The sequence below is a fragment of the Arthrobacter sp. CAL618 genome, assembly GCF_000468215.1.
In the GTDB taxonomy this organism is placed as follows: domain Bacteria; phylum Actinomycetota; class Actinomycetes; order Actinomycetales; family Micrococcaceae; genus Arthrobacter_D.
Genome location: NZ_ASZW01000055.1, coordinates 1 through 10,715 on the forward strand (window position 1 = coordinate 1; position 10,715 = coordinate 10,715).

General features: G+C 62.0%; 10 protein-coding genes and 1 pseudogene. 7 read left to right on the forward strand and 4 right to left on the reverse strand.

Features of this window, described 5'->3' with window-relative positions; genetic code table 11:
- The first annotated feature begins 79 nt into the window (after positions 1-79).
- Together K728_RS0103330 and K728_RS21130 are read left to right on the forward strand one after the other, a co-directional pair.
- A protein-coding gene (locus tag K728_RS0103330; protein ID WP_116779319.1) for an IS3 family transposase occupies positions 80-1,227 on the forward strand; the annotation gives its coding sequence in 2 pieces (ribosomal slippage) (positions 80-344 and positions 344-1,227; 1,149 coding nt in all).
- A 979-nt stretch (positions 1,228-2,206) separates the two neighbouring features.
- Positions 2,207-2,512, forward strand: coding sequence for an SOS response-associated peptidase family protein (locus K728_RS21130; RefSeq protein ID WP_051317599.1), 306 nt, complete (start codon positions 2,207-2,209; stop codon positions 2,510-2,512).
- Between the two features lie 489 nt (positions 2,513-3,001).
- Here the strand turns inward: K728_RS21130 and K728_RS21745 are convergent, their stop codons facing one another.
- Positions 3,002-3,481 (reverse strand): LysR substrate-binding domain-containing protein, encoded by a 480-nt coding sequence (locus K728_RS21745; protein ID WP_024475851.1) that lies wholly within the window; start codon positions 3,479-3,481, stop codon positions 3,002-3,004.
- 15 nt (positions 3,482-3,496) lie between these two features.
- Between K728_RS21745 and K728_RS21750 the strand changes: the two genes are divergently transcribed.
- Positions 3,497-3,796, forward strand: coding sequence for a LysE family transporter (locus K728_RS21750; protein ID WP_024475852.1), 300 nt, complete (start codon positions 3,497-3,499; stop codon positions 3,794-3,796).
- 354 nt (positions 3,797-4,150) lie between these two features.
- On the opposite strand, the gene ald is transcribed toward K728_RS21750, so the two are convergent.
- On the reverse strand, positions 4,151-5,269 hold the full coding sequence (gene ald / locus K728_RS0103350) for an alanine dehydrogenase (protein WP_024475853.1): 1,119 nt from the start codon (positions 5,267-5,269) through the stop codon (positions 4,151-4,153).
- A gap of 240 nt (positions 5,270-5,509) precedes the next feature.
- On the opposite strand from ald, the pseudogene K728_RS20835 reads away from it, so the two are divergent.
- From K728_RS20835 to K728_RS21760, 4 genes and pseudogenes are all read left to right on the forward strand, one after another.
- Positions 5,510-5,661: pseudogene (locus K728_RS20835) on the forward strand (IS982 family transposase); the annotation flags it as partial.
- 133 nt (positions 5,662-5,794) lie between these two features.
- Positions 5,795-6,448, forward strand: a complete 654-nt coding sequence (locus K728_RS0103355; RefSeq protein WP_024475854.1) for a GntR family transcriptional regulator — start codon at positions 5,795-5,797, stop codon at positions 6,446-6,448.
- A gap of 238 nt (positions 6,449-6,686) precedes the next feature.
- Positions 6,687-7,079 carry an MFS transporter gene (locus K728_RS21755; protein ID WP_237742080.1) on the forward strand — a complete coding sequence of 131 codons (393 nt, stop codon included), beginning with the start codon at positions 6,687-6,689 and terminating at the stop codon, positions 7,077-7,079.
- 255 nt (positions 7,080-7,334) lie between these two features.
- The gene (locus K728_RS21760; RefSeq protein WP_024475856.1) at positions 7,335-7,553 is read left to right on the forward strand and encodes a hypothetical protein; all 219 of its coding nucleotides are present in this window, start codon (positions 7,335-7,337) and stop codon (positions 7,551-7,553) included.
- A gap of 20 nt (positions 7,554-7,573) precedes the next feature.
- Here K728_RS21760 and K728_RS0103370 read toward each other — a convergent pair whose 3' ends face one another.
- Both K728_RS0103370 and K728_RS23010 read right to left on the reverse strand, forming a co-directional pair.
- Positions 7,574-9,067, reverse strand: coding sequence for an NAD-dependent succinate-semialdehyde dehydrogenase (locus K728_RS0103370; protein WP_019482251.1), 1,494 nt, complete (start codon positions 9,065-9,067; stop codon positions 7,574-7,576).
- Positions 9,064-10,715 (reverse strand): (Fe-S)-binding protein (locus K728_RS23010; protein ID WP_443110912.1); only part of this gene is annotated, 1,652 nt, incomplete at its 5' end. The genes K728_RS23010 and K728_RS0103370, both read right to left, overlap by 4 nt.

Below are 10,715 nucleotides of genomic sequence, written 5' to 3' on the forward strand. Positions count from 1 at the left end.
TGGTTGGGTCCCCGGGTAGGAGTCCAGTGATTATGTGAGTTTCGCATCCGATAATGGGTGCAGGAGGAAATTCACCGATATGGCACGTAGACATACCCCTGATCAGGTCATCGCGAAGGTCCGGCAGGGCCAGAAGATGCTCAACGATGGACGGCCGATGATTGAGGTCGTGAAGGAACTGCAGGTTACCGAAGCGACCTGGTACCGGTGGCTGAACCAATACGGTTCCGAGCACAACGCCGGCCAGACCAAAGCGGTACGGGAGCTCGAGAAGGAAAACGCCCGGCTGAAGAAGCTGGTTGCGGAGAAGGAACTGACCATCGACATACTCAATGAGGTGGCGCGGGGAAAATTTTGAGCCCGGAACCTCGGCGGCGTGCGGTGCGCATGGCGCAGGAGAAGTTCGGGGCGTCCGAAAGACTCGCCTGCAAGATCCTGGGCCAGAACCGTTCCGCGTTGCGCAAGGGGCGGCCGGTCGCGAGCTTCGAAGACCACCGGCTGCGGGTCGATCTGAGGGCTGTTGCGGGGAAGCATCCGGCGTGGGGGTGGCGGAAGGCGCGCTGGCACCTACTCAGCCAGCCAGCCTGGCATGGGGTGGCCTTGAACGCGAAGCGGGTGCGCCGGCTGTGGCGACTCGAGGGACTTACCTGCAAGCCCAGGGCGCGAAAGAAGCGACGGACTGGGCCAGGGGCTGGTGAGCAGAAGCGGTTGGCTGCCCAGTATCCGATGCATGTGGTCAGCTTTGACTTCCAATCCGATGTGACCTCCTGCGGGCGCCATGTGAGATTCTTCAACGTCATCGATGAATACACCCGTACCGCCCTGGCCATCATCCCGCGGCGGTCTTTCACCGCGACGGATGTGGTCGCGGTGCTCGAGGACATCATCGCCGAAACCGGTGTCGTGCCGACGTATGTCCGCTCGGATAACGGGCCGGAATTTACCGCCGCGGCGCTGATCAGCTGGTGCCAAACCGCGGGGGTGGAGACCGCTTTTATTGACCCGGGGTCGCCGTGGCAGAACGGGTACGCCGAGTCATTCAACGCCCAATTCAGAAGGGAACAACTCACCGGGGAAATCATCGACACCCTGGCCGAAGCAAAGTACCTGGCCGATGAATGGAAACAGATCTACAATCATGAACGGCCCCATGGATCCCTCGATGGAATGACACCGTCGGCTTACTGGGAAAACTGGACCGCAGGAAACCAACTAGCTATCGCATAGCCACTGGACTGCTAACGGGGGCCCAACCATTCGTACCGTGGCGAATCCGCCCGAGGGAGTTCATAGTCGTTCGTCGCGAGGCATCTCACGCGACTACTAGTCAATTTCGATCTCGCGACATTGCACGCATTAGTCATGTGCGCTTTCGTCATTTCCTCGATGAGATATTCGAGAAAGGAGGTTCGTACATCATGAGTCTCACGGCTTCAGAGCGTACACATCTCTGTATTGGTCTGGGACTCACCCGAGACTTCGTCCTATATCGGGACCGCCTGTCTTCTCAGTCTGATCAAACCCTCAGGACAGGTAGTAGGTCTCCGGCAAGGGCGACGGTGCCGAGCAGGTGCGGCAACAACAGGGCAGAAAAAGGGGTGTGCACATTGTGCACACCTTGGGTGTCGGACTGGGGCGGATCGGTGCCGGTTTGGGGAGGTTTGGGGAGGTTTTCGGGGGAGGCCAGTGTTTGCAAGGGCTGAAAGCCGGTTCAAGTCCCACTTCGGGCACAGTGTTTCCCCTAGTCAGAGGCTGTTTCGCTCTCTGACTGTGCACAAACTGGCTCAGATGGTGAACAGGGTGTGCCTGTTCTGGTGGGTGGGTTACCGTTTCCAGTGCAGGGTCACCTCCTTTCTCTCCTGAAGCCCTTGGTGGGCTTTCTTACTACTTCATGGCGCAGTGGCGGGGAAGGTACATGACTTTGGTAAAAGTTCTTTCGAACGATTTTCCCTCCTGGTGCCGTTCTGATAGAGGAGTCACTGCTGGGCATGAGGGGCCGGAGTGCAACTTGGGGGACCGGGAGAGGGCCGAACTTTTGGGAGGAGATGAGCGACGGAGGAGCGCCGAACGAAAGTTTGGTCAGCTCCCGGCGCATCGCGCCCTGATTGCGCGGAAGACCCGCCCAGCAACAATGGGGATCAGAATGACACACCGCGATGATGCTTCTTCCCGATCTACCTGCCCTGGCAGGTGCGAGTGCGAGCTGTTGTCCGTAGCTGGCCTTTATGAGTTCTGGCCCAATCCCGAGTTGCCCGAGGAGCACCCGGATAAGTGGTTGGTCACTGCCACTGCTATTTCGACGTCGGCCACCGACGCGCTGGGGCATATCCACGAACGCTCACCGCTGATCATCCTCAAAGTCCTCCAAGCGGACTGGCTGGACCCGGCGACCACGGTCAAGAACCAAGTCCGAGAGCTGGTCAGCTCCGTGCCCGAGCCTCATCTGGTGCCCCGAGTCATCGGCAACGAAGTCGGCTCAGTGGGCACAATGGCCCACAGCTCATCGAATTAGCCCAATAGCTTGCCAATCACACTTGAGCCACCAAAGCGAGACAATTTCTCGGGCGGGGTATACGCGAATCTCCTAGTCAGACGGCACTAATGTCTTAACCGAAAACCTGGTTAGAAACGTGCGTTGCGGTGGGGGACCGGCTTGCGGAACAGCGCAATCGCCACTCAAGTCTGTGATTAGTCGCCATTCCTAGCGGACAGTCACACCAACAGTTCGCCCACAACGCTGAGCGAACCAGAACTCATCTCCAACGAGTAGAAGCGGAACATAGAAACCGGTACTGATTTCCGCTACGTAATCGGGCATGTTTCTGCTGGACTGACCAAGTTACGCTCCGTGATTGCGGATACGAACGAATTCGTTACAACCCGCTGTCCATCGCAGGCAGAAAGTCTACTGGGGAACGGTGCGCCCGTTACTAAGTCGAGGGGAATAGCTCAAAGAAGGAGCGGCCACAGCAACCGGAGCGTAGGCGTCGCATTTTCCGGATCATCTAGCGTCCTTGGGTGCTGGTCGGCGGTCCCGCGCGTAACCTCGGTTGATGCTTGCCTGGCGATGGATAGCGAGGCGGATGATCTCGACATGGTCGAGGTGCTCGATCTCCCGGCGGATAAGGAGTACTACCCGTCGTACGGGCGTGGGATCGACGAGTGGCCGTGCGGTCAGCCCTTTGGGAAGGTCACCAATGGCGAGCCGGGGTAGTACCGTGACCCCGACTCCTGCCGTGACCATGGCCAGAATGCCGTAATGGTCTTCAGCTCGGGCCACATAATTGGGGGTAAAGCCGGCAGCCTGGGTGACATGGTCAATGACTTCACCGGTAGGCCCGCCGAAGACGTCGAGGTCGACCATCGATTCTGCTGCCAACTGGACAACCGCCATCTCTGCCTGCCGAGCCAAGGGATGGGCCTGGGGCAGAACCACCATGTAGTCGTCATCGATGAGCTTCTCCCGCCGGTATCCGGGCACTCCGATAGGCCCGGCATGTCCGGGTTCATTGGCAATATCGACATCACTGGCGTCATCAGCTCACTAACGAATCCGAAGACCGGCCTCTTCTTTCTGGCACTACTGCCACCATTTCTCCCGCAGTCGCCCAGTCCGATCGACCACACCCTGCTCGTGGCAACAGTTGCCGGCTGCATCCTGCTCTACGGTGCGCTACTGTCCGCGGTTGCCGACCGGGTCGGTCGGTCACTCACCGCCGGCTCCGGACCGATCGTCATTGATGCCGTAGCAGGTGTAGTGCTCATCGTCCTGGGTATCACGGTCGTGCTGATCTAACACTGCCGATTAGCCGTCAGCCACCAAAGAGCTAGCCAAAACAATCACCGATGTGTTCGCCAAAGCCGCACGCTCAACCCTCGTCAATCGGAATCAGTTGAACCGCCATACCAGACCGCAATTAACCGCTATTCCCAATTAACAGTCACAACTGACCAAGTTACGCTCCGTTATTGCGGATACGAACGAATTCGCTACAAGGTGTGCATCGCGGGCAGAAAGTCGGCTGGGGCCGGATGTCCGTTATCGAATCGAGGGGAACAACCTAAAGAAGGAGCGGCCACAACAGCCGGAGCGTAGGCGTCGCCCTTTTCCGGATCATATAGCGTCCTTTGGGAGTTGGGGCAGCAAGCGCTAGGCCGAGACCAGTTCGTGCCAGTCCGCCACGAGGGGTAGGTTGTGGGCCTCGGACACGGAGTGGTGGGCAACATGACCGGCAGCGATGTTCAGGCCGGCGGCGAGGGCGGGGTCGCGGTCGAAGGCGGCCTTGACGCCCAGGTTCGCGAGGGCCGCCGCATACCGAAGAGTGACGTTGGTAAGCGCGTAGGTGGAGGTGTTCGGCACGGCGCCGGGCATGTTGGCCACGCAATAGAAGATGGTGTTGTGGACCTTGTACGTGGGTTCCTGGTGCGTGGTGGGGCGGGTGTCCTCGAAGCAGCCGCCCTGATCCACGGCAATGTCCACCAGGACTGAGCCCGGCTTCATGCGGGCCACCAAATCGTTGGTCACCAGCTTGGGCGCCTTGGCACCGGGGATCAGGACGGAACCGATCACCAGGTCCGCGTCCACCACTGACTTCTCGATCTCGTACTTGTTCGACGCAACCGTCTTGAGTCGGCCCCGGTACAGGGCGTCCAGTTCACGCAGGCGGTTGATGTTGATGTCCAGGATGGTGACGTCGGCGCCGAGGCCCAGGGCCATGGCGACCGCGTTGGTGCCGGCTACGCCGGCACCCAGGACAACCACGTTGGCGGGCCGGACGCCGGGTACGCCGCCGAGCAGCACGCCCTTGCCGCCGGCAGGGGCCAACAGAGAGGATGCGCCCATCTGCACGGAGAGGCGGCCGGCTACCTCGGACATGGGGGCCAGCAGAGGGAGGGCGCGGCCTACCTGCACGGTTTCGTAGGCGATGGCGGTGACGCCGGAGTTGATGAGCTCCCGGGTGAGTTCGGGTTCGGCGGCGAGGTGCAGGTAGGTGAAGAGGATCAAGCCCTTGCGGAAGCGGTGGTACTCGGACTTGATGGGTTCCTTGACCTTCATGACCATGTCAGCGCGGGACCAGACATCGTCCGCTTCGGTGACGATCTCTGCGCCGGCGATGGCGTATTCCTCGTCCGTGATGCCCGAGCCTAGCCCTGCGCCGCGCTCCACCAGGACCGCGTGGCCGTGCGTGCGGAACTCATGGACTCCGGCGGCGGTGATCGCCACCCGGAACTCGGTGTTCTTAATTTCTGCGGGGACACCAATGATCATTTCGTAGCTCCAGTCCAGACTCTTCTGAGGCCGCCGGATACTCGGTGTCCGGGCTTCCCCTTGACAGCCTTTGTAAGGGCGGCGTCTCAAATTTAATTACATTAGTATTGTTGACAATACTACACAAAGCGTTGGGTTGTGTAACCCAGCTCACAGCGAAGCGTCCCTTGATTTAGTGGCCGGCGGGGCCGGACGAGTGGAGACGAAGCTTCGAGGCCACTTCGGCCGTCATTGACCTGGGGCCAACCCACCCTCGAAAAACACGGCGGGCGCACCCTTGAAGGTGTCAAAGCCTGCGTCGTCGCACGGCTCCTGGCCCTCGCAGCGGAATCTGGCATAACTGGCTGACCGGCACGCCCCGAAAAGGATCGCTGATCGCCAACGACCACTGAATCCAATAGCAATTAAACATCTAGTAAACTATTAAATTGTCAACTATGAGACAGGATGGCAGTGGTCGCTAAAAGTTCCAGAACTCAACCGGGTCCGCTTGGTGGAGCTCATCGCAGCAAGGACGGAAACAGGATGAAAAGGGGAGCCTTAGGCTCGGTCGTACAGGAGTCCACTCCGGTCATTATCGCCCGCAAAATCCGCGATGCTATTGCCGGCGGTGACTTCGCTCCGGGCGTCCAGCTCGGAGAAGCTGAACTGGCCAAAGAACTCGGCGTTAGCCGCGGCCCTCTGCGCGAGGCCATGCAGCGCCTCACCCAGGAAGGGTTGCTGGTCAGTCATCGAAACCGGGGCCTCTTTGTGGTCTCGATGGACGAGGACGACTTCCGGGACATCTATCTGGCCCGCTCCGCTGTTGAGGCTGCCGCCATCAGCCGCGTGATCAGTACGGACCCCCAGGGTAGCGCCGCCAAGCTGATGGAAACTGTGCGAGCCATGGAGGACACCGCCGAGTCCCCGAACAGCGAGGCGATGACAGAAGCGGACATGAGCTTCCATGCCCTCCTGGTAGAGCTCGCAGGGAGTCCACGCCTGAAGAAAATGCATGACACACTTTTGACGGAGACGCAGATGTGCCTCAATGCCCTCAAGAGCACTTACGACACGGCCGATCGGCGTATTGCCGAACATAAGGGCATTGCAGAGGCTATTTCCCGCGGTGACTCGGACCTCGCCGAGAAGCTCATGGCCGAGCATATGGATGACGCGCTGATGCGGCTGATCCCCTAATCGCCTTCGATACACCCTGAGCCTTCCCAGAAGGGCGCCGGTGCAATGTGCCAACGGCCCTTTGCTGTGCCCCGATAACTTTCCTACCTGTTGCCTCGACAAGGGGACAGGGGCGTAATCTGATGAACGACACATTTGCTCCGGGCGCGGGGTTCACGACTCCAGACGAAACGTCCCGAGCAGGCAAGAAAGTGCTCCATCGGGCCATCGCTGCCTCGGCTATGGGTAATGCCACTGAATGGTTCGATTATGGCGTTACGCTGTAGCCGCCACATACATCACCGCCAACTTCTTCCCCCGGCGAAGGCGCCGTGGGAAGAGTCTGGACGCTCGCCTCCTTTGCCCTTTCTTCCTGGTGCGGTCGCTGGGCGGGCTGTTCTGGGGTCCCCTGGGCGACCGGATGGGACGCAAGAGGGTCCTGGCGCTGACCATTATTGTAATGGCAGCCCCGACCTTCGCAATTGGCCTTCTCCCGACGCACGCGCTGGTCGGCTGGCTGGCCTCGGCCCTGCTGATCCTGCTGCGAATGATTGAGGTATTCTCAACCGGCGGAGAGTACGGCGGTGCGGCTGACTTCATGGCCGAATACGCGCCGGACAAGAAGCGCGGCTTTTATGGCATCTTCCTTTAGTTCGGCACGCTGGGCGGCTTCGCCCTCGGTTCCCTCGTTGTTCTGCTCTGCATGCTGATCCTGGGTGAAGGTGCCATGACCGAAGGGGGCTGGCGGCTTCCCTTCCTGATTGCGGTCCGGTGAGTATTATCGGCATGTACCTGCGTAACAGGCTTGAAGTCACCCCGGTTTTTCGGGAACTGGCGGCCAGCGGAGAGCCGGAACCGGCCACGAGCACAGCTGCAAAGGACCTGGTGCGGCATTATTGGCGCCCCCATGCTGGCGCTCACCTACATGCCTACGTACCTTGAGGGTTCGGTGGGTATGGTTGCCAATACGGTGCTGACTCTGATGTTCGTGGGGCAGATTGCCGTGATGCTGATGATTCCGCTGGCCGGCGCCCGCTCCGACAAGATCGGAGGCAAGCCAATGTGGTTTCTTTTCCTTGATTGGCCTGTTTGTGCTGGCCATCCCGATGCACATGATCATGGCTAGCGGCTTCTGGTTTGCGATGCTTAGACGCGCGGGATGGCCATGTACTTGATCTCCAGGAACTCGTCCAGACCCACGCGTCCGCCCTCACGGCCCAGGCCGGAGGCCTTGATGCCGCCGAACGGAGCCGCCGGGTTGGAGACGATGCCCGTGTTCAGGCCAACCATGCCCACCTCGAGTTCGTCACCGACGCGGAAGGCGCGGTCCAGGTCCTGGGTGAACACGTAGCTGGCCAGGCCCCACGGGGTGTCGTTGGCCAGCCGGAGCACTTCCTCTTCGGTGTCGAACGGGATGACCGGAGCCACCGGGCCGAAGATTTCCTCGCTCATCAGCGCCGCGTCGGAGCTTACATCGGACAGCACAGTGGGGGAGTAGAAGTAGCCCTTACCCTCGGGACGGGACCCGCCGCAAACCACGGTGGCGCCCTTGGAAACGGCGTCATCCACGAGCTCCTGGACCTTATTCAGTGCCTTCTCCTCCACTAGGGGTCCGACATCGGTGCCGTCCACTGCGCCGTCGCCCACTTTCAGCTCACCCAGGCGCTTGGCGAGCCGGGCGGAGAAGTCGGCGGCAACGGAGCGCTGGACGAAGATACGGTTGGCGGCCGTGCAGGCCTCGCCCATGTTCCGCATCTTGGCAGCGAACGCACCTTCCACGGCGCGGTCCAGGTCAGCGTCTTCAAACACGATGAGGGGTGCGTTTCCACCCAGTTCCATCGAGGAGCGCATCACGTTCTTGGCAGCCTGCTCCAGCAGGCGCACGCCCACGCCGGTGGAACCGGTGAAGCTGACCTTGCGGGCAATGCCGCTTTCCATCCACGGGGTCACTACGTCGGAGGCCTTGGTGGTGGTGACAACGTTCAGCACGCCCTTGGGAAGGCCGGCCTCGATCAAGATGTCCGCCAGCGCCAGCGAGGACAGCGGGGTGAGGTTGGCCGGCTTGAAGACCATGGTGCAGCCCGCTGCGATGGCGGGGCCGATCTTCCGGGTACCCATCGCCAGCGGGAAGTTCCACGGCGTCACCAGGACGCATGGCCCTACCGCCTCCTTCGTGACCAGGATGCGGTTCTTGCCGTCACCGGTCGTGGTCATGTCACCGCCGATACGGACGGCTTCCTCCGAGAACCAGCGGAAGAACTCGGCAGCGTAGGCCACCTCGCCCCTGGCCTCGGCGAAGGGCTTGCCCATTTCCGTGGTCATGATCAGAGCCAGCTCGTCCTGGCGGGCCATAATCAGGTCGTAGGCACGGCGCAAGATCTCGCTGCGCTCCCGGGGCGCGGTCTTGGCCCACTGCTTCTGCACCCGGCCGGCCGTTTCGATCGCCCGGCGGGCGTCCTCGGGCCCGCCGTCGGCAACGGAAGCGATGACTCCCTCGGTAGCGGGGTTGATGACGTCGAACCGTGCGCCGGAAGCCGCTTCGGCCCATTCTCCGTCAATGTAAAGATTGGTGCTGACCTTGGCGACGGCGTCGAGCGCCTTCTGCGAGGTCTGCGGGTCGGTGGTTGCCTGGATGCTCATGAGGGATCCTTTTCGTGGGTGGAAGGGAGTGGCTGGCGGCTGCGCCGGGAGTTTACTGCCGCCTGTTCGCCGGGGTCTAAAAGTTGGGCCAAATGGCGGCCCTGCCTGGAACCATCGAGCTGCTTGACCTGCATGGCGCAGGAGAAGCCGTCGGTGAGGACCACAGTGTCGACCTCCGTCTGGCGCAGCGCCGGGGCCAGCGACTGCTCGGCCACCAGCATGCTGACGTCGAAGTGCTCCTTTTCGAAACCGAAGTTACCGGCCACACCGCAGCAGCCGGTTGCGTCCACGACGCTCTCCACGCCCACCGCGCCGAGCGCCGAACGCTGGATGCCGGCTCCGAAGACGGAGTACTCGTGGCAGTGTGTCTGCAGCACCACTCGCTCCGGAAGGGGCTCTGCCGGTGCGGGTATCCAGCCGGTTTGGGTGAGCTCTTCTATGTGCGATGCGAAGCTGCGCACGCGGGCTGCCACCCGGCGGGCCTGGTCCGTGTGGACCAGCTCGGGAAGATCCTTACGCAGCGCCGCGGCGCAGCTGGGTTCCACCACCACGATGGGGCGGTCCGTGCCGTCGTCGAGCGCCACTGCCGCTTGGCCCATCAGCTTCCTGGCGGTGTCCAGCTGGCCGGTGGATATCCAGGTCAGGCCGCAGCAGGCGTCCGCCGAGCATTCCGTCGTGGAACCGGAAGCGGCAAGAACACGCGCCGCGGCACCTGCCACCTCCGGCCGGAAGCCGCGGGTGAAGGTGTCCACGAACAGCACCACGCCGTCGGCATCCGGCCCGGCGCCGTCGTCGTACTTGGTAATGGGCCCGACGCCGGAAGCTGCCACTTCGCGGCGCCACTCACCGGCACCCGCGAAGCGGGGCAGCGCCCGCCGGGTGGTGAGCCCGCCCAGTGCGGAGGCCGCCTTGGCGAGCGGAGTGGACATCACAGCGTTGACCAGCGGCGCGATCCGCCCCGTGAGTTTGAGCCAGCGGGGCAGCCAGCCCAGAGACAAGTGCGACATCGGGCGGAGCTTGCCCGCGTAGTAGTGGGAAAAGAATTCGGATTTGTAGGTGGCCATGTCAACGCCGGTGGGGCAGTCGCTGGAGCATGCTTTGCAGGACAGGCAAAGATCCAGGGCTTCGCGGACCTCCTCCGACTTCCAACCTTCCTCCACAGTGCGGGCGCCGCGGACCATGTCCTGGAGCACGCGGGAGCGGCCGCGGGTGGAATCTCTTTCATCCTTGGTGGCGCGGTAGCTAGGACACATCACGCCGCCGGAATCCGTGCGGCAACGGCCCACTCCGATGCAGCTCTGGATCGCGTGTACCCAGGGGTCCGTGCCGCTGCCCGCGGATTTTTCCGGTGCGTCAGTCTCGGTGGTGGATCCGCCGCCGGCGCCGAGCGGGCGCAGGTCGAAGCTGGTGCGCCACTGCCGCTGCGGAATGCCCTCCAACGCCAGGTTACCGTCCATAGGATCAGGATCGGTCAGGGAGCCGGGGTTGAGTATTCCCTCCGGGTCCCAGGCGCGCCGGTAGGAGGCGAAGGCCGCCAGCATGCGCGGGGAGTACATCAGCGGCAGCAGTTCGGAGCGTGCCCGACCGTCACCGTGTTCGCCGGAGAGCGAACCGCCGTGGCGGACAACCAGTTCGGCGGCTTCCTTGG

What these genes read in the sequence shown, in the direction of transcription:
- K728_RS21750 (WP_024475852.1), top strand. Translation starts at nt 3,497, where the DNA reads ATGTCCGGGTTCATTGGCAATATCGACATCACTGGCGTCATCAGCTCA.
- ald (WP_024475853.1), bottom strand. Translation starts at nt 5,269, where the DNA reads ATGATCATTGGTGTCCCCGCAGAAATTAAGAACACCGAGTTCCGGGTG.
- K728_RS0103355 (WP_024475854.1), top strand. Translation starts at nt 5,795, where the DNA reads ATGAAAAGGGGAGCCTTAGGCTCGGTCGTACAGGAGTCCACTCCGGTC.
- K728_RS21755 (WP_237742080.1), top strand. Translation starts at nt 6,687, where the DNA reads ATGGTTCGATTATGGCGTTACGCTGTAGCCGCCACATACATCACCGCC.
- K728_RS21760 (WP_024475856.1), top strand. Translation starts at nt 7,335, where the DNA reads ATGCTGGCGCTCACCTACATGCCTACGTACCTTGAGGGTTCGGTGGGT.
- K728_RS0103370 (WP_019482251.1), bottom strand. Translation starts at nt 9,067, where the DNA reads ATGAGCATCCAGGCAACCACCGACCCGCAGACCTCGCAGAAGGCGCTC.